Consider the following 17696-nt stretch of genomic DNA (forward strand, 5'->3'; position numbering starts at 1 on the left):
GTGTCTTCCGGTGCCATGGCGCAGCGGGGCCTCCCGGCAGGCCTCCGGCGGGGTCTCACCTTCTGGCGCCGGTCGATCCAGGCACGCGTCGTCGCGAGCACCGTCGTGCTCTCGGCGGTCGTGGTCAGCATCGTGGGCTGGTTCCTGCTGCAGCAGACCAGGGAGGGCCTCCTCGACCATCGCGTGGGCGCGGTCGTGGCCGAGGCCAACAACGAGACCACCGACGCCCGAGCCCGCCTCGCCGCGGCTCCCGGCACCGACATCGACTCCGCCTCGCAGCAGCGTGACCTCATCGAGCCGATCATCCAGCGCGGTGCCACCCGCGGCTTCAGCGTCGTGCTCGCCGGCCCCGTCGGCGAGGGCGGCCGGATCGCCGACGGCGGTGCGGAGTCCACGCTGGGCCTGGACACCTCGAGCGTGCCGGTCTCGCTCGAGCAGCACTTCGACAAGCCGGCCCCCACCGCGTGGACCTATACGCAGATCCGCACCACCGACGAGAACGGCAGCACCCACACGCACCCCGGCATCGTCGTGGGCTCCCAGATCAAGCTGCCCTCGGACGGGGGGACCTACACGCTGTACTACCTCTTCCCGCTCGACGAGGAGCAGGAGACGCTCGCGCTGGTCACCCGCGCCCTGCTGACCGCCGCGGTCCTGCTGCTGGTGCTGGTGGCCGGCATGACCTGGCTGGTCACCCGTCAGGTCGTGACCCCGATCCGGATGGCCCGCCGGGTGGCCGAGCGGCTCGCGGCCGGGCAGCTCCAGGAACGGCTGCAGGTCTTCGGCGAGGACGACCTCGCCCGGCTCGCGACGTCGTTCAACCAGATGGCGAGCAACCTGCAGCGCCAGATCCGCCAGCTCGAGGAGCTCAGCCGGGTGCAGCGCCGCTTCGTCTCCGACGTCTCCCACGAGCTGCGCACGCCGCTGACGACGGTGCGCATGGCCAGCGACGTCCTGCACGACGCCCGCCACGACTTCGACCCCGCCACCTCCCGCGCCGCCGAGCTCCTGCAGAGCGAGCTGGACCGCTTCGAGATGCTGCTCGTGGACCTGCTGGAGATCAGCCGCTTCGACGCGGGCGCCGCCGTCCTCGACGCCGAGGACGTCAACCTCGTCGACGTGGCGCACCGGGTCGTCGACATGACCCGGGCCCTCGCGGTGCAGCGCGGCGTGGAGGTCGTGGTGGACGCCCCGGCACACCCCTGCCTGGCCGAGGCCGACGTACGCCGCGTCGAGCGGATCGTCCGCAACCTGGTCACCAACGCCATCGACCACACCGAGCCCGGTGGTGGCCGGGACGCGGAGATCGTGATCCACGTGGGTGGCGACGAGCACTCCGCGGCGATCGCCGTCCGCGACCACGGCGTCGGCCTGGCGCCGGGCGAGGCGGCCATGGTCTTCAACCGGTTCTGGCGGGCCGACCCGGCGCGCGCCCGGACCAGTGGCGGCACCGGGCTGGGGCTGTCGATCTCGCTCGAGGACACCCACCTGCACGGCGGGTGGCTCCAGGCCTGGGGCCGCCCCGGCCGGGGCGCCCAGTTCCGCCTGACGCTGCCGCGGCGCGCCGGTGTGCCGCTGCGCCAGAGCCCGCTGCCGCTCGTGCCCGTCGACGCCGAGGAGCCCGTCGCGTGAGGCGCCGTCGCGGACCCGTCGGCCCGGGGCAGCTCGTGGGCCTGCTCGTGGCCCTGGCCCTGGCCGTCTCCGGCTGTGTCCGGATGCCCGAGAGCGGCCCGGTCGTGGAGACGAAGTCGGGCGGTGCCGTCAACGAGCAGCCTGGGATCTCCATCGACCCCCGGCCACCCCAGGCGGGTGCGTCGGCCCCCGACATCGTCAAGGGGTTCCTCGATGCGATGACGGCGACACCGATCCAGACCAACGTGGCCAAGCAGTTCCTCGCCAAGGACGCCCAGGCGTCGTGGAACCCCGAGCGCCGGACCATCACCTACTCCGACGCCTCGCCGCCGCGGGCCGGCCACGGATCCTCGGTGGCGGTCACCCTCAGCGGCGCCCACCAGCTGGACTCGCGCGGCGCCTGGCGTGGTCCCCTCCCGAGGTCCGAGCAGGTCCTCCGGTTCCCGATGACCAAGGAGAACGGCGAGGAGCGGATCGCCGTGGCGCCCAACGCGCTGATCGTGCCGGAGACGTGGTTCGAGCAGCGGTTCCGCGAGGTGTCGTTGTACTTCTTCGACCCGACCGCGCAGATCCTCGTCCCCGAGCCGGTCTTCGTGCCCCTCGGCGACCAGCTCCCGACGGCGCTGGTCGAGGGCCTGCTGCGTGGCCCGCCGCCGAGCCTGGCGCGGGTGTCGCGGAGCTTCATCCCGCCCGGCCTCGACTACGGCGTCTCCGTGACCGTCTCGGGGAACGGCGTCGCGGACATCGCACTGAAGGGCGACGTCGGCCCGCAGACGACGCAGGCCATGCAGCTGATGCTGGCGCAGTTCACCTGGACCCTGCGCCAGGAGCCCTCCATCCAGGCGGTGCGGATCTCGATCGGCGGCCAGCAGATCCAGCTGCCCGGCGGGGTGACGGAGGTCAGCGTGGACCAGGGCGCGGCCTTCGACCCCACCGGAGCCCAGTCGAGCTCGCTCCTCTACGGCCTGCGTCGCGGCCTGCTGTCCTCCGGCCCGTCGGGTGAGCTCGACCCCGTGGCCGGGCCGCTGGGGGCGGAGCGCTTCGGGGTGCGCTCGGTCGGCGTCAACCTCGACGCCACCCAGGTGGCAGCGGTCACCGACGACGGCCGGGTGGTCCTGACGGCGCCGGTCCGCGGGCCGGCCAGCGACGTACGACAGGTCATGACCGGCGCGACGGACGTGTTGCGGCCGGCCTGGGACTTCGCCGACCGGCTCTGGCTGGTGGACCGCGCGCCGGGAGGGGCCCGCGTGTCGTACGTCGAGGACGGTCACCCCACGTCGGTGACGGTGCCGCGGGTGACCGGCACGTCGGTGCGCGGCTTCCTGGTCTCGCGCGACGGGTCACGGTTCGTCGCCGTGGTCCACCACCCCGCCGGGGACGCCCTGATGGTCAGCCGGATCCGCCACGACGACCAGGGAGCGGTGCTGGGCGCCAGCAGCGCCCAGCGGATCTCCTGGGAGGGCGGGGGCCGGCTCCGCATCCGCGACATCGGCTGGCACACGCCCACCACGATCGCGGCCCTGCACGTGCTCACCGGGGACCTCTCGCAGGTGCGGACCATCGCGGTCGACGGGTCGCCGCCCGGCCTGGACAGCCTGTCGACGACGTTGCAGGGGCGGGTGCTGTCCCTGGCGGCCTCGCCGGTCGCGTCGGAGAGCCTCTACGCGGTGACGCGGTCCAGCCTGATCGACCTCTCCAGCCCCGAACGCGGCATCGCCCCGCTCGATCCGGGCGTCACCTCGCTGGGCTACGTGGGCTGAGCCCGGAGCGGCGTCGTCCACAGGGCACGCCCGGCCCCTTGAGCAGCGCGCCGCACTCTGGTGGCATCGGCGCGTGCCCGACGGTCTCCTGGACGCCCTGGCCGACCTCCTGCTCGGCGGGCGCTGCGTCGGCTGCGACCGGCCCGGCCGGGTGCTCTGTCGCGGCTGCGCCGACCGGCTGCCTCCCGCCGCCCGGGTCGCGTGGCCGAGCCCCGTTCCGCCGGGCCTGGTGACACCCTGGGCCGCCGGGGAGTACGCCGGCGTGGTCAGGGCGATGGTGGTCGGTCACAAGGAGCACCGGCTGCTCGCCCTGCGCGACCCGCTCGCCCTGCTGCTGGCCCGCGCGGCGGCGTCCGCCCTCGTGCAGGAGCGCCCGCCCGGTCCGGTGGTCCTGGTGCCGGTCCCGTCCCGGCCCGCCAGCGTCCGCGCGCGCGGCTACGACCCGACGTACGCCCTCACCAGCTGTGCGGGACGGCTGCTGGCGACGGCGGGCCACGACGTCTGCGTCCACCGGTTGCTGCGCACCCGTCCGGGCGTGGTCGACCAGGCCGGTCTCGACGCGCAGGCCCGGGCCGCGAACCTCGCGGGCTCCATGTGCTGCCCCTCGGCCGGCCTGCGCCGGTTGGCGGCGGGCCGGGCCGTCGCGTCGGTCGTGGTGTGTGACGACGTGCTGACGACGGGGGCGACGGCGCGCGAGGCCCAGCGAGCACTGGAGGCGGTGGGGCTGCGGGTGACTGCCGTGGCGGCCGTGGCGGCGACCCGCAGACGGCTCCCACCGGGTGGTCGCGCAGGACACAGCGAATCTTCGGGGCTCAGGGTTTCGCCCAGCCGTCATACCCATTAGCGTCTTTGCATGGAGTCCGTCCGGGTCCGTGGTTGCGTCTTCAGGACGCCCCGGTCCGGGGCGTCACGAGGACAAGCCGATGCCAGTCGCAGGCGAAACGGTCCACGTAAGGCTGTCTCCCACGGGCTCGCCCGCGGGGGGAAGCCGATCACGGTGCGGCTTAGTCGTAAGTCCTGCCCCGTCCCCGTCGTCAGACACGACGGTCGGTGGGAGAAGGGCAGTAGTGGCAGAGAAGCTGCGAACCCCTCAGCAGGCGATTGTGGGGTCGAAGACCAGGTCGGCCGGACGGACTCCTTCCACCCCGAGCAGCGGGTCCTTCCGGACCCGTGCCTCGGCCTGCCCCGGGCAGGGCGCGAGCGGGGTCTGAAGAAACCAACCAAGTAACGGGAGGTTCACATGGAAGTTGTGGTCACGGGTCGGCACTGCGAGCTGTCGGATCGGTTCCGGAGTCACGTCGCCGAGAAGCTGACGCGACTCGAGAAGCACGACCACCGCATCATGCGGGTCCAGGTGGAGGTCGAGTGTGAGCGCAACCCGCGCCAGCACGACCGCGCCGTACGACTCGAGCTCACCGCGTTCTCGAAGGGACCAGTGATCCGGGCCGAGGCAGCCGCCGAGGACAAGATGGCAGCCCTGGACCTCGCCCTCGACAAGATGGCCGCGCAGATGCGCCGCGCCGCCGATCGGCGCCGGGTGCACCGCGGCCGCCACGCTCCGTTGTCGGTCGGCCAGGCGCTCGCCGACAGCCCGCTCGAGGGCATGGCCACCGAGGAGGACGAGTCCGTGACCGAGCGTCGGGTCGGGCCCATCGCGGTGACCGGCGACGGTCCGCTCGTGGTGCGGGAGAAGACCCATGCGGCCAGCCCCATGACCCTCGACCAGGCCCTCTACGAGATGGAGCTCGTGGGCCACGACTTCTACCTGTTCGTCGACAAGGAGAACGACCGTCCGGCGGTCGTCTACCGCCGCCGTGGCTACGACTACGGAGTGATCTCCCTGGACCTCGGCGCCCAGGACTGACACCGGAATCCGGCCCGGGGACGGGCCCGAACGAGACGGGGTGGCCCTTGCGGGCCACCCCGTCTCGACGTTCTCTGGCACCGACGGGTCCCACCAACCCCTCACACGTGCCATGATGCGCGTGTGGCCGAGCACGAGATCGAGGCAGACCCCGAGCCGATCCGGGTCCTCGTCGTTGATGACCAGGAGCTGTTCCGACGCGGCTTGACCATGTTGCTCGCGGTGGAACCGGGCATCGAGGTCGTCGGCGAGGCGGGCGACGGCATCGAGGGCGAGAGCCTGGCGGCGAGCGCCGCTCCCGACGTCATCCTCCTCGACATCCGGATGCCCAAGCGCTCCGGGATCGAGGCCTGCCTGGCCATCAAGGACGCCGTGCCGTCGGCCAAGATCATCATGCTCACGGTCTCCGACGAGGAGGCCGACCTCTACGAGGCGGTCAAGAGCGGGGCCTCCGGCTACCTGCTCAAGGACTCCTCGATCGAGGAGGTCGCCCAGGCGGTCCGCGTCGTGGCCGACGGCCAGTCGCTGATCAGCCCCTCGATGGCGGTCAAGCTCATCGACGAGTTCAAGCAGATGTCGCGGCCCGAGCGCGAGCACGTCCCCGGCCTGCGCCTGACCGAGCGCGAGCTCGAGGTGCTGCGCCTGGTGGCCAAGGGGCTGAACAACCGCGAGATCGCCAAGCAGCTCTACATCAGCGAGAACACCGTCAAGAACCACGTGCGCAACATCCTGGAGAAGCTCCAGCTGCACTCGCGCATGGAGGCGGTCATGTACGCCGTCCGAGAGAAGCTGCTGGACCTTCCCTGACGCCGGCACGCACTCCAGGACCGCGCTCGAGCGACGGGGCTGTCGGTGGCGTGGCATAGCCTCCCGCCATGCAGTCGCTGAGCACCGCGCAGGCTCGCCGCATCGCCCTGGCCGCCCAGGGCTTCCTCGACACCCGTCACGCCGTCCCCACGATGCGCACGTTCCAGCGCACGCTCGAGCGCACCGGAGTGCTCCAGGTCGACTCCGTCAACGTCCTCCAGCGCGCGCACTACATGCCGCTCTACTCCCGGATGGGTCCCTACGACGTGGACCTGCTGCGCCGCGCCGCGGAGCGCCGGCCGCGCCGGGTCGTGGAGTACTGGGCCCACGTGCAGGCGTTCATGCCGGTCGAGCTGTGGCCGCTGATGCGTCACCGGATGGAGGCCCACCGCGCCAAGCGCGGCAAGTGGGGGATCGTCGAGGAGGACCCGGAGCTCGAGAAGAACCTCATCGACGAGGTGCGCGCCCGTGGCGCCTCCACCGCTCGGAACCTCGACGACGGGCTGCCCCGCACCAAGGAGCACTGGGGGTGGAACTGGTCCAGCACCCGCCGCATGCTCGACTACCTCTACACGGTGGGCGACCTCGCCATCGCCGGTCGCAACAGCCAGTTCGAGGTCCTCTACGACCTGCCCGAGCGGGTGCTCCCCGCGCACGTCCTGGCCAGGGAGACGCCGTCGCCGGCCGAGGCCAACCGCGAGCTGGTGCGGCGGGCGGCCAGGTCGCACGGGGTCGCCACGGCGCAGTGCCTGCGCGACTACTACCGGATGGACGCCAAGGACGCCGGACCGGCCATCGCCGAGCTGGTGGAGGAGGGCGAGCTGCTGCCGGTCACGATCGACGGCTGGAAGCGGCCGGCCTACCTGCATCGCGACGCCCGTCGCCCCCGGCGGACCCACGCCCGGGCCCTGCTGAGCCCGTTCGACCCGCTGGTCTGGGAGCGGGAGCGCACCGAGCGGCTCTTCGACTTCCGCTACCGGATCGAGATCTACGTGCCCGCCCACAAGCGGGTGCACGGCTACTACGTGCTGCCCTTCCTGCTCGGCGACCGGATCGTGGGCCGGGTCGACCTCAAGGCCGACCGGCAGGCCGGTCGCCTGCGGGTCCAGGCTGCGTACGCCGAGCCCGGCGCGCCGCCCGAGACCGCCGAGGAGCTGGCAGCCGAGCTGCGTCAGCTCGCCGACTGGCTGGTCCTGCCGGAGCCGGTCACCGTGGAGCCGCGGGGCGACCTGGCGCCGGCGCTCGCCGCTCTCGTCTGAGCACCTCCTCGAGCCGGTCCGCTCCGTTCGTCGCACCCGGCAGCGCCCGGATCGCGGCCCCGAGCCGTGCCGCGGCGTCGCGATGGGGCCCGTCGGCGAGCAGCGCGGCGAGCACCGGCGCCAGCTCGGACGGCTTGGCCGATCGGCTGACGACCGCCCCCGCCCCGGCGCCGGCGACGGTGGCGCCGACCATCGGCTGGTCCAGGAACGGGTGCTGCGGCATGACGACCACGGGCAGGTCGTGCGCGAGGGCCTGCATGGTGGTGCCGTGGCCGCCGTGCCCCACCACGAGCGTCGCGGCCGGCATCACCTCGGCGTGCGGGACGAAGCGGTGGATCTCCGTGTTGGCCGCCGGCCGCAGCTCGGCTGGGTCGATCGCCGGTCCGGTGGTGGCGACGACCCGCGCGTCGAGGTCGCCGGCGGCGTCCAGCAGCGCCTGCAGGCGCCCGGACATGCCGGGGAACGCGTAGGTGCTGAGACTGATGAGGACGGTCGGCTCCGGGGCTGCCGCGGTCTCCTGGAGCGGCGGCACGACGGGGCCGATGAAGTCGAGGGTTGGGGCGTGGCCGCTGCGACTGCCCTCATCCAGCTCGGGCAGGGTCGCGACCAGGGTCGCCGCGGCGCCCGCGAGGGAGCGAGTGGGTCGCAGCCGTCGCACTCGCATGCCGACCCCGAGAGGTCCGCGGAGCCACGGGCCGCGCAGGTAGGCGTCGTACAGGTGCTCCAGCACGACGTACGGCGTCCGGCCGACGCGCAGCGCCTCCATCGCTCCGAACAGCAGGCAGTCGACCACCACGAGGTCGGCCGGCTCCCGTCGCAGCGAGTCGGTCAGGTCCCGCCCCATCCCGCGGTCGGCGAACATCGCCATCTGGGCCAGTGGGGACCCGGGCGCCAGCGAGGAGAACGGTCGAGCGGTCCGGTACGGCTCGAAGTCGAACCCGGCCGCCAGGACCGCGGCCCGGTTGGCCTCGTGCCCCAGGAAGCGGACCCGGTGGCCGCGGGTCGTGAGCTCGCGGGCGATGCCCAGCGCGGGCGGGACGTTGCCGCCCCCGTGCCAGGTGACGAAGAGGAGGTCGGACATGGGTGGCTCCCGGGTCAGTCGGTGTGGCGGGGGAGCAGGGCCGCGACGAGGTCGCCCATCCGCTGCTCGGTGAGGTCGCGGCCCAGGCCGCGATCGCGGCGCAGCAGCTTCCACGTGTAGACGTCGGTGGCGACGACCAGCAGGTCGACCAGCGCCTCGGGGTCGGGTGCCTGGTCGACGTACGGCGCGAAGACCTCCTCGACCCAGGCTCGGTGCAGGCCCCGCCCGTGATCGGTGATGCGCCGCATCAGCGGCTCGTGGTCCTCCTGGGCGAGCCGCAGCAGCACGCCGTCGCCGCGTTCCTCGTAGTGGGCGACGACGACGCGGACGGCCTCGGCGACGTCGCCGACGGGGGAGCGGCGCTCGTCGCGCACCATCCGGGCCGCGTGCTCGAACGCCGCGTCGACCAGGCCGGCGCGGCTGCCGAAGTGGCGCAGCACGGTCTGCACGCTGACCCCCGCCCGCTGCGCCACGTCCTCGAGCCCGATGTCGCCGGCGAGCTTCTCGGTGTGCAGGTCGACGACCGCGGTGAGGATCCGGGACCGGGTCTCCTCGACCGACCGGGCCCGGCTCGTCATCGTGTAGCTGCGCGTGGTTTTCATGTCAGTCCCAGTGAACGCCGAAATGATATTGGCGTCAATGGGGATTCACGTGAAATTCCGGTGCTCGTTCGGTTAGGGTCCGCTCGGTGCGCTGGGTAGAGTGGCGCAGCACTCAACTGATCAGGAGTAACGCCGTCGTGCCTGCCATTCTTGACAAGATCCTCCGCATCGGCGAGGGGAAGATCCTGCGCCAGCTCGAGGCCGTCGCGCAGGCCGTCAATGCCATCGAGGACGACTTCGTCGCGATGTCCGACGCCGAGCTCCAGGGGATGACCGCGGAGTTCAGGCAGCGCCTGGAGAACGGCGAGTCCCTCGACGACCTGATGCCGGAGGCGTTCGCCACCGTCCGTGAGGCTGCCAAGCGCGTCACGGGCATGCGCCCCTTCGACGTCCAGATCATGGGTGCCGCCGCCCTGCACCTCGGCAACATCGCCGAGATGAAGACCGGTGAGGGCAAGACCCTGGTCGCCACCCTGCCGTCGTACCTCAACGCGCTGGCCGGCAAGGGCGTCCACGTCGTCACGGTCAACGACTACCTGGCGAAGTACCAGTCCGAGATGATGGGCCGCATCCACCACTACCTCGGTCTCGAGGTGGGGGTGATCCTGCCGGAGATGCGCCCCGACGAGCGGCGCACGGCGTACAACTGCGACATCACCTACGGCACCAACAACGAGCTCGGCTTCGACTACCTGCGCGACAACATGGCGGGCTCGATCGAGGAGTGCGTCCAGCGCGGCCACCACTTCGCCGTCGTCGACGAGGTCGACTCGATCCTGATCGACGAGGCACGCACCCCGCTGATCATCAGCGGCCCGACCCAGGACGAGGTCCGCTGGTACGGCGAGTTCGCGGCGATCGCGCGCACGCTGGTCAAGGACGTCGACTACGAGGTCGACGAGAAGAAGCGCACGATCTCGGTGCTCGAGCCGGGCATCACCAAGGTCGAGGACCACCTCGGCATCGAGAACCTCTACGAGTCGGCCAACACCCCGCTCATCTCGTTCCTCAACAACTCCATCAAGGCCAAGGAGCTGTTCCGCAACGACAAGGAGTACGTCGTCATGGACGGCGAGGTGCTCATCGTCGACGAGCACACCGGCCGCATGCTCGCGGGGCGTCGCTACAACGACGGCCTGCACCAGGCGATCGAGGCCAAGGAGGGCGTGACCGTCCGCGAGGAGTACCAGACCCTCGCGACCGTCACCCTGCAGAACTACTTCCGCCTCTACGAGAAGCTCTCCGGCATGACCGGTACGGCCATGACCGAGGCCTCTGAGTTCGACAAGATCTACAAGCTCGGCGTGGTCCCGATCCCGACCAACAAGCCGATGCAGCGCATCGACCAGCCCGACCTCGTCTACCGGACCGAGGAGGCGAAGTACGACGCCGTCGCCGACGACATCGCCGAGCGCCACGGCAAGGGCCAGCCCGTCCTCGTCGGCACGGTCTCGGTCGAGAAGTCCGAGCACCTCGCCCAGCTGCTGCGCAAGCGCGGCATCCCGCACAGCGTGCTGAACGCCAAGGCACACGCGAACGAGGCCAAGATCGTGGCGCTCGCCGGCCACAAGGGCGCCGTCACCGTGGCCACCAACATGGCCGGTCGTGGTACCGACATCATGCTCGGTGGCTCGATCGACTTCCTCGCCGACGAGGAGCTGCGCAAGCAGGGCCTCGACCCGGTGGAGACCTCCGAGGAGTACGAAGCCGCCTGGCCCGGCATGGTCGAGCAGATCAAGGCCCGGGTCGCCGCGGAGCACGACGAGGTCAAGGCGCTGGGTGGCCTGTGCGTCATCGGCACCGAGCGCCACGAGTCGCGCCGCATCGACAACCAGCTGCGAGGCCGGTCCGGTCGTCAGGGTGACCCGGGCGAGTCCCGGTTCTACCTGTCGCTCCAGGACGAGCTGATGCGGCTCTTCAAGTCCGACTGGGTCGACCGGGGTGCTGCAGGTCCTCAAGATCCCCGACGACGTGCCGATCGAGAACAAGCGGGTCACGAACGCGATCGCCAACGCCCAGGGCCAGGTCGAGTCGCAGAACTTCGAGTCCCGCAAGAACGTCCTGAAGTACGACGACGTCATGGACCGACAGCGCAAGGTGATCTACGCCGAGCGCCGGCAGGTCCTCGAGGGCGCCGACCTCCAGGAGCAGATCCGCACCTTCGTCGACGACGTCGTCACCGGTTACGTCAACGGTGCGACCCAGGAGTTCGCGGAGGAGTGGGACCTCGAGGCGCTGTGGACCGCGCTGCGCCAGATCTACCCCGTCTCCGTGGACCCGGAGGTGCTGGAGAAGCAGGCAGGTGGCCGGGCCAACCTCGAGGTCGAGGATCTCATCGACGTCCTCAAGCAGGACGCCCACGAGGCCTACGACCGCCGCGAGCTCGAGGTGGGCGAGGAGATCATGCGCGAGCTCGAGCGGCGCGTCGTCCTCTCGGTGCTCGACCGCAAGTGGCGCGAGCACCTCTACGAGATGGACTACCTCCGCGAGGGCATCTACCTGCGGGCCTACTCGCAGCGCGACCCGCTGGTCGAGTACCAGCGCGAGGGCTTCGACATGTTCGCCGCCATGATGGACGGCATCAAGGAGGAGTCGGTCGGCTTCCTGTTCAACCTCGAGGTCCAGGTCGAGGCGGAGCCCGAGGTCGAGGAGGCCGAGGAGGTCGCCGAGCCCATGCGGCAGCCGCTCCCCGGCGCCGGCCACGAGGTCCCGCACATCCACGCCAAGGGCCTCGACCGTCCCCAGCAGCCCACCGCGCTCGCCTACTCCGCCCCCAGTGAGGCCGGTGACGCGGAGGTCCGCGCCGCGGCCACGCAGGCGGAGGACGAGTTCGCCGGTGTCGGCCGCAACGACAAGTGCCCCTGTGGCTCGGGCAAGAAGTTCAAGATGTGCCACGGCCGTCCGGGCGGGCCGACGGCCTGACCGCGCGGATCTCGTGACCTTTGGTGGTTGAGGTGCGAAGGCGCTCTGGCGCCTGAGCCTCGAAACCTCCGCAGCTCAGGCAGGGCGGCGACCTCCGTGGTCGCCGCCCTGCCTTGTCTCACCGGGTTTCGACGCGCTCGCGCGACTTCGTTCCTCAGTCGCGTCGCTTGCTCAACCTGCCTGAGCCCACGGACCGCGCTCGTTCCTCGCGCGCTCCTGCTCAGGCAAACTCCAGGGCGGTGCACTGCCAGCGTCCGGCTCGCAGCTCGAAGCGGGTGGCCAGGGCTCGGGAGCGTCGGCCGTAGCGGACGTGCACGCTGACCTCGACCACCTGCCGGGAGAGGAAGCAGGACCGCACGTTCTGGACCTGGGGGCGGACCGGCTGCACGCGACCCTGGCCGGGCAGGTGGTGGCCGGCACGGGCGACGAGGAGCGCGCGGCGCTGCAGGTCGGCGTACACGTCCCGGCTGGACCAGCGCAAGAGCTGTGACACCGGCCGGTCCCCGCCGACGATCTCCACCACGGCCTGGGCGTAGCGGCGGGACCACTGGTCGATCTGGCGTCGCACCCCCTGGTCGATGGGGATGACGTCCCCGGCGGGCCGGCCGGAGCCCCACCCGGTGTCGGGCGGGTCGTGGCGTGGCTGGAGGTCGAGCGCGAGCGTCCCCTGGATGCTCTCGACGGGCACCGGCACCCGGAGCGGGACGACCTTCTGGTGGGACATGGGGGCTCCTCTCGGACGGACTGGGCAACGGATGGTCAGGGACGGGGGTCAGGGACGGGGGTCAGGGTCGGGGAAGTCGCAGGCGCTGGCCGGGGCGGATCAGGTCGGGGTCCGGACCGATCTGCGCGCGGTTGAGCGCGTAGATGCGGCGCGCGGCCTCGGCGACCTCGTTCGCCGGGGCGGAACCGGGCAGCGTGCGGGTGGCGAGGTCCCACAACGTGTCTCCGGCGCGCACCACGACAACGGGCGTGACCGGTGCGACCACCGGAGCCGGCCCATCCGGGCGGCCCACCCGCTCGGCGCCGGCGAGGCCGCCCGTGGCCCGGTCGGGGAGGGGGAGACCCCGGACCCGCGCGGCAGTGGTCACCGCTGTCTGATCGGCGTGCTGCTGTCCCGGGGCGGCGAGGGCCGGTGCGCCGACCCCGGCCACGAGCGCCACCCCGCACGCCGCGAGCACCGCGCGGCGCAGGGGAGCGGGCACGCCCCGGATCGGTCGATGGGCTCGTCCGCGGGCCGCTTGGATGCTCACCAGCGTCGTCACCGCCCACAGCCACGCGCCGCCGACCGTGGCGATGAGCGCGCACCACCACTCCATCAGCTGCTCGAAGGACTGGCCGGCCAGGGCCGTCGTGGTGACCGCGCCGCGCGCCGCGACCAGGTCGGGAAGCAGGAGCCAGGCAAGCACTCCGAGGGTCCCGGACGAGGCGAGCCACACGGCCAGGCATCGCGAGGGTGCGGCGGTGGTGGAAGTGATCATGCCCGAGAACCTTTGGTTTGCGTTCGTTTGCTTCAGTGAACGCGTCTTTACCTTCGAGGTCAACGCTTCGTCCACAGCGGGACGGTGCGCGGATCAGGGCATGAGAAATGAGTGTCGGGCGGCCGCGATGGCGGCCGCCCGACGTGGGCGTACGGACTAGCGAGTGATCACTGCGCGACGGCGATCGGACCGAGGTCCGGGTTGCCGTTCGACGCCGGCGTCGTCATGAAGTCGACCACCTTCGACCCGTAGACCCAGTAGAAGTTCTGCTGCTCCAACGGGATGTAGGCGACGTCCTTGCCCAGCACGAGGTCGGACTGCTGCAGCGCCTTGGTCTGCTCGTCCAGGTTGGTGGAGTTCCGCGCCTGGTCGATCAGGGCGTCGAACTTGTCGCTCTTGTACGAGCCGTAGTTCGAACCGGTGGAGCTCTTGGTCACGATGCGGCTGTCGAACAGCTGCGGAGTGACCGTGATGGCCGACGGCCAGTCGGCGCCCCAGTCGGTCCACATCACGTCGGTGGTCTTGACCGGCTTCTCGATGATGTCGAAGTAGGTGGAGCCCAGCCCGTCCAGGGTCACGTCGAAGCCGGCCTTGTCCCACGAGTCCTTCAGCGCCGCCGCCTGCTTGTCAAAGGTGTCGCTCGTTTCGTAGGTGAAGGTGATCGGGTAGGGGATCTTCACACCGGCCTGCTCGAGCAGCTTCTTCGCCGCGGCGGGGTCGCCCTGCTGAGGACCCTGGAACGCCGGGTTCGGCTGGTAGCCGGGCAAGTTCGAGGCGATGACCGAATAGGCGGGGGCGTAGGCCTTGGAGCCGCCACCGGCGTCGATCCACGCCTGCTTGTTGGTCGCGACGTTGAGCGCCTCGCGCACCTTGAGGTCGGGCATGTTGGGGAAGTTCGGTGCCAGGTAGTCGACGTACGGCGACTTCACGAGGTCCGAGCGGTCGGCGACCGGGCCGGTGACCTGGGTGTAGTACGCCGGCGGCACGCGTGACGATGTCACGGCGAACTGGTCCTGGCCGCTGTCGGCGATCAGGCGGTCGTAGATCGTCTCCGGGGTCTGGCCGATCGAGAAGTCGATCTCGTCCGGCAGCGCCTTGCGGATGTCGGTGGAGTCGGTCTTCGGGTCGTAGTTGGGGTTGCGGACGAAGACGGCACCCGAGTTCTTGTCCCACATGTCGCTGCCCTTGATCATGTACGGGCCGTTGGAGAAGATCATGTAGTTCGACTTCGCGCCCTGGTCCTTGTCCTGGCGGTACGGATCCGCCATGTGCAGTGAGGCGATCGCAAGAGGGAAGTCCGGCCACGGCACCTTGAAGTGGTAGGTGATGGTGTTGCCGTCGCAGGTGACCGCCTTGTCGAAGTACTTCTGTCCGTCGCCCTTGTAGGGACCGTCGTAGGCCGGCAGGCCGGTCTTCGTGTCGGTGGGGATGTCCAGGTAGCTCAAGAAGTAGGTCGGGCCGCCGGTGATGACGTCGGTGGCAAAGATCCGTGAGGCGCCGTACTTGAAGTCCTCGCAGGTGATCGGCTTGCCGTCCTGCCACTTGATGCCGTCCTTGAGCGTGAACTTCCAGACCTTGGCGCCGTCGGACGAGGTGCCGGTGTCCGTGGCCAGGTCCGGAACCGGGGTGAAGCTCTGCTTGGGGTCGGTCGAGATCGGGAAGGCGACCAGCGAGCGGTAGACCGTCCGGCTGAAGTTCGTCATGAGGACACCGAGGTAGCTGCGCTGCGGGTCGGTGTGGTCGTAGGGCTGGTAGATGTAGTACTGCAGGGTGCCGCCGGCCTTGGCGGTCTGGTTCGAGCTGCTGCTGCTTCCGCCGCCGCCGCAGGCGGCGAGGGCGGCTGCCAGCGCCACCGCCGCTGTGCTGGCGATCAACCGCTTTCGATGCATGAACATGTACCTCTCCCTCGTGTCTGACGTGGCGGAAGATTCGCCACCTGCGGCGACGAGGCGTCGCCGGGGCCTGCGGGGATCGAGGCGCGGCCCTCGGTTCGACGGCGGCTGCGCGCGGCAGCCGCCGGGGTGGATCGGGAGCCCTGAAACGTCATGGCATCGCACCTCTGTCGTCCGAGATGTGTGCTTGCCGCCGTCGACTGCGGCAACGTGGTCGGGCCCCCTCCTGTGAATCTAGGGACGCGAGGGCATCATCGCGGCTCCGATCCTGTAACGATCGGGTGTCGATGCGACGTCGCGCTGTGGCAAGGTCGGCGCATGACCTGGGAGGAGGAGCTCTTCGCGCTCCTGGACGACCTCGAGCAGCAGGCCGAGGCGATGTACGACGCCGACCGCGGTGTCGAGCTGGCCGACCGCAGCCGCGCGGAGTACACGCACGTCTCGCTGGCCAGCCGGTTGATGGCCTCGGTGGGGTGCGAGGTCGTGCTCGACCTGCGGGCGACCGGTCCGGTCGGCGGGGTGCTCGAACGGGTCGGGACGGACTGGTGCCTGGTGCGCGGGCCGGCCCAGGACTGGGTGGTCAGGACCCCCTGCGTCCTGCGCGTGCTCGGCTCCTCCGAACGTTCGGTGCCGGAGGTCGCCTGGTCACCGGTCGCGAGGCTCGGGGTGGGCTCGGCATTGCGCCGGCTCGCCGAGGCGGGGGAGCGGTGCGTCCTGCACCTGGAGGACGGCACCCGTCACGAGGCGCTCCTGCGCCGGGTCGGCGCCGACTTCGTCGAGGTCCGGGTGGGGGCGGGGCGGCTCGAGCTGGTCGCGTTCAGCGCCCTCGTTGCCGTCCAGAGCCGGGACTGAGGCTCAGCCTCGATCAGGTCGCGTCGGCGTCGTACGGCGGGAGCTCGCCGTCCTCGAGCGGGCGCAGGCCGCGGCGACGGGGCAGGGCCTCCTCGCGGTCGGCCTCCTCCATCGCCTCGGCGATGTGCTTGCGGACGATCGTGCGGGGGTCGAGGTCGCGGAGCTCGAGATCGGCGTACTCCGGCCCGAGCTCGGATCGCAGCTCGTCACGGGCGGCGTTGGCGAAGCCGCGCGCCTTGCGCACCATCTGCCCGGCCTGGCGGGCGAACTCGGGGAGCTTGTCCGGGCCGAACACCAGCACCGCGACGAACGCGATGACTGCCATCTCGGGCAGGCCGACCCCGAACACGGCTCAGAACTTACTGGTCGGGGTGAGGCCGAGCTGCATGCCGGCCAGGCCGCGGCCGCGACCCGAGAGCTGCCCTGCGATCTCGACCAGGACGGTGGCCGCGGGCGCGGTGGGGTCGGAGTCGACGATCGGCTTGCCGGCGTCGCCGCCCTCGCGCAGCGAGGTGTCGAGCGGGACCCTGCCCAGGACGGGCACGGAGTAGCCGAACCGCTCGGACAGGGTGGCCGCGACCCGGTCGCCGCCGCCGCTGCCGAAGATCTCGATCCGGTGCTCGGGGTCCCCCACCTCGACGCAGTGGGGACAGGCCAGGTAGCTCATGTTCTCCACCACGCCGGCGACCCGCTGGTGCATCATCGAGGCCATCGTTCCCGCGCGCTCGGCCACCTCGGCGGCGGCCTCCTGGGGCGTGGTCACGACCACGACCTCGGCGCCGGGCAGGTGCTGCCCGAGGGAGATCGCCACGTCGCCGGTGCCCGGCGGAAGGTCGAGCAGGAGGATGTCGAGGTCGCCCCAGTAGACGTCGGCGAGCATCTGGACCAGCGCGCGGTCCAGCATGGGGCCACGCCAGGCCACGACCTGGTCGCGGCGCGGCTTGAGCATCCCGATCGAGATGACCGAGACGCCGCTCGGTGTGGGCACCGGCATGATCAGGTCCTCGACCTGGGTGGGCCGGGAGTCCGCGACGCCCAGCATCGCCGGCACCGAGTGGCCGTAGATGTCAGCGTCGACGACGCCGACCTTGAAGCCCTGCTTGGCCATGGCGAGCGCGAGGTTGACCGTGACCGAGGACTTGCCGACGCCGCCCTTGCCGCTGGCGATCGCGTAGACCTTGGTCAGGGAGCCGGGCTGCGCGAAGGGGATCTCGCGCTGGGCGTGGCCGTCCCGCAGGACCTCCTGCAGGCCGGCGCGTTGCTCGGCGCTCATCACCCCGAGCTCGAGGTCGACGCCGGTCACGCCCGCGACCTTGGTCACCGCGGCGGTCACGTCGCGGTTGATCGTGTCCTTGAGTGGACAGCCCGCCACGGTCAGCAGCACGGTCAGGTGCACGACACCCGCGTCGTCGATCTCGACGGAGTCGACCATCCCGAGGTCGGTGATGGGTCGCTTGATCTCCGGGTCGTTGACGGTCGCCAGCGCGGCGTTGACCTGCTCGAGGCTCGGCGTGCTCATGATCCCCAATCCTAGGCGGTGGGGT

The 17696-nt window shown here is 71.1% G+C and carries 14 protein-coding genes and 1 pseudogene; 8 read left to right on the forward strand and 7 right to left on the reverse strand.

Annotated features, from left to right (window positions below):
* The 6 genes from mtrB to H0S67_RS06275 all read left to right on the forward strand — a co-directional run bounded on the left by mtrB (nucleotide 1) and on the right by H0S67_RS06275 (nucleotide 7322).
* Entirely contained in the window at nucleotides 1–1632 is a 1632-nt protein-coding gene (gene mtrB, locus H0S67_RS06250) for an MtrAB system histidine kinase MtrB (RefSeq protein ID WP_246355181.1), read from the forward strand.
* On the forward strand, nucleotides 1629–3392 hold the full coding sequence (locus H0S67_RS06255; RefSeq protein WP_180935872.1) for an LpqB family beta-propeller domain-containing protein: 1764 nt from the start codon (nucleotides 1629–1631) through the stop codon (nucleotides 3390–3392). The genes mtrB and H0S67_RS06255 overlap by 4 nt, the downstream gene beginning before the upstream one ends.
* 73 nt (nucleotides 3393–3465) lie before the next feature.
* A complete protein-coding gene (locus H0S67_RS06260) occupies nucleotides 3466–4236 on the forward strand; it encodes a ComF family protein (protein WP_180935873.1) in 771 nt (256 codons plus the stop codon).
* Nucleotides 4237–4632: 396 nt separating this feature from the next.
* Entirely contained in the window at nucleotides 4633–5256 is a 624-nt protein-coding gene (hpf, locus tag H0S67_RS06265; protein WP_180935874.1) for a ribosome hibernation-promoting factor, HPF/YfiA family, read from the forward strand.
* 123 nt (nucleotides 5257–5379) lie between these two features.
* Nucleotides 5380–6063 carry a response regulator gene (locus tag H0S67_RS06270; RefSeq protein ID WP_180935875.1) on the forward strand — a complete coding sequence of 228 codons (684 nt, stop codon included), beginning with the start codon at nucleotides 5380–5382 and terminating at the stop codon, nucleotides 6061–6063.
* Nucleotides 6064–6131: 68 nt separating this feature from the next.
* Nucleotides 6132–7322, forward strand: a complete 1191-nt coding sequence (locus H0S67_RS06275) for a winged helix-turn-helix domain-containing protein (protein WP_180935876.1) — start codon at nucleotides 6132–6134, stop codon at nucleotides 7320–7322.
* Here the strand turns inward: H0S67_RS06275 and H0S67_RS06280 are convergent.
* Together H0S67_RS06280 and H0S67_RS06285 are read right to left on the reverse strand one after the other, a co-directional pair.
* Nucleotides 7270–8403, reverse strand: a complete 1134-nt coding sequence (locus H0S67_RS06280) for a glycosyltransferase (RefSeq protein WP_180935877.1) — start codon at nucleotides 8401–8403, stop codon at nucleotides 7270–7272. The two genes, H0S67_RS06275 and H0S67_RS06280, sit on opposite strands and share 53 nt — an antisense overlap.
* A gap of 14 nt (nucleotides 8404–8417) precedes the next feature.
* Nucleotides 8418–9005 (reverse strand): TetR/AcrR family transcriptional regulator, encoded by a 588-nt coding sequence (locus H0S67_RS06285; protein WP_180935878.1) that lies wholly within the window; start codon nucleotides 9003–9005, stop codon nucleotides 8418–8420.
* A gap of 137 nt (nucleotides 9006–9142) precedes the next feature.
* Here H0S67_RS06285 and secA point away from each other — a divergent pair.
* Nucleotides 9143–11927 (forward strand): annotated as a pseudogene (gene secA, locus H0S67_RS06290) (preprotein translocase subunit SecA).
* Between the two features lie 220 nt (nucleotides 11928–12147).
* Here the strand turns inward: secA and H0S67_RS06295 are convergent.
* The 3 genes from H0S67_RS06295 to H0S67_RS06305 form a co-directional block, all read right to left on the reverse strand.
* Nucleotides 12148–12651 (reverse strand): Rv3235 family protein, encoded by a 504-nt coding sequence (locus tag H0S67_RS06295; RefSeq protein WP_180935879.1) that lies wholly within the window; start codon nucleotides 12649–12651, stop codon nucleotides 12148–12150.
* A 61-nt stretch (nucleotides 12652–12712) separates the two neighbouring features.
* Entirely contained in the window at nucleotides 12713–13408 is a 696-nt protein-coding gene (locus H0S67_RS06300) for a LysM peptidoglycan-binding domain-containing protein (protein ID WP_180935880.1), read from the reverse strand.
* Nucleotides 13409–13575: 167 nt separating this feature from the next.
* Complete coding sequence (locus H0S67_RS06305) at nucleotides 13576–15303, reverse strand: ABC transporter substrate-binding protein (protein ID WP_180935881.1); 1728 nt, start codon at nucleotides 15301–15303, stop codon at nucleotides 13576–13578.
* A 315-nt stretch (nucleotides 15304–15618) separates the two neighbouring features.
* Here H0S67_RS06305 and H0S67_RS06310 point away from each other — a divergent pair, with 315 nt between their 5' ends.
* On the forward strand, nucleotides 15619–16152 hold the full coding sequence (locus H0S67_RS06310; protein ID WP_180935882.1) for a hypothetical protein: 534 nt from the start codon (nucleotides 15619–15621) through the stop codon (nucleotides 16150–16152).
* A gap of 13 nt (nucleotides 16153–16165) precedes the next feature.
* On the opposite strand, the gene H0S67_RS06315 is transcribed toward H0S67_RS06310, so the two are convergent.
* The gene (locus tag H0S67_RS06315; RefSeq protein WP_180935883.1) at nucleotides 16166–16501 is read right to left on the reverse strand and encodes a sec-independent translocase; all 336 of its coding nucleotides are present in this window, start codon (nucleotides 16499–16501) and stop codon (nucleotides 16166–16168) included.
* Between the two features lie 3 nt (nucleotides 16502–16504).
* Nucleotides 16505–17671, reverse strand: a complete 1167-nt coding sequence (locus H0S67_RS06320) for an Mrp/NBP35 family ATP-binding protein (protein WP_180935884.1) — start codon at nucleotides 17669–17671, stop codon at nucleotides 16505–16507.
* Nucleotides 17672–17696: the final 25 nt, after the last annotated feature.

This window comes from Nocardioides ungokensis (genome assembly GCF_013466985.1).
In the GTDB taxonomy this organism is placed as follows: Bacteria; Actinomycetota; Actinomycetes; order Propionibacteriales; family Nocardioidaceae; genus Nocardioides; species Nocardioides ungokensis.

What these genes read in the sequence shown, in the direction of transcription:
- H0S67_RS06275 (WP_180935876.1), top strand. Translation starts at nt 6,132, where the DNA reads ATGCAGTCGCTGAGCACCGCGCAGGCTCGCCGCATCGCCCTGGCCGCC.
- H0S67_RS06300 (WP_180935880.1), bottom strand. Translation starts at nt 13,408, where the DNA reads ATGATCACTTCCACCACCGCCGCACCCTCGCGATGCCTGGCCGTGTGG.
- H0S67_RS06310 (WP_180935882.1), top strand. Translation starts at nt 15,619, where the DNA reads ATGACCTGGGAGGAGGAGCTCTTCGCGCTCCTGGACGACCTCGAGCAG.
- H0S67_RS06285 (WP_180935878.1), bottom strand. Translation starts at nt 9,005, where the DNA reads ATGAAAACCACGCGCAGCTACACGATGACGAGCCGGGCCCGGTCGGTC.
- H0S67_RS06295 (WP_180935879.1), bottom strand. Translation starts at nt 12,651, where the DNA reads ATGTCCCACCAGAAGGTCGTCCCGCTCCGGGTGCCGGTGCCCGTCGAG.
- H0S67_RS06320 (WP_180935884.1), bottom strand. Translation starts at nt 17,671, where the DNA reads ATGAGCACGCCGAGCCTCGAGCAGGTCAACGCCGCGCTGGCGACCGTC.
- H0S67_RS06280 (WP_180935877.1), bottom strand. Translation starts at nt 8,403, where the DNA reads ATGTCCGACCTCCTCTTCGTCACCTGGCACGGGGGCGGCAACGTCCCG.
- hpf (WP_180935874.1), top strand. Translation starts at nt 4,633, where the DNA reads ATGGAAGTTGTGGTCACGGGTCGGCACTGCGAGCTGTCGGATCGGTTC.
- H0S67_RS06305 (WP_180935881.1), bottom strand. Translation starts at nt 15,303, where the DNA reads ATGTTCATGCATCGAAAGCGGTTGATCGCCAGCACAGCGGCGGTGGCG.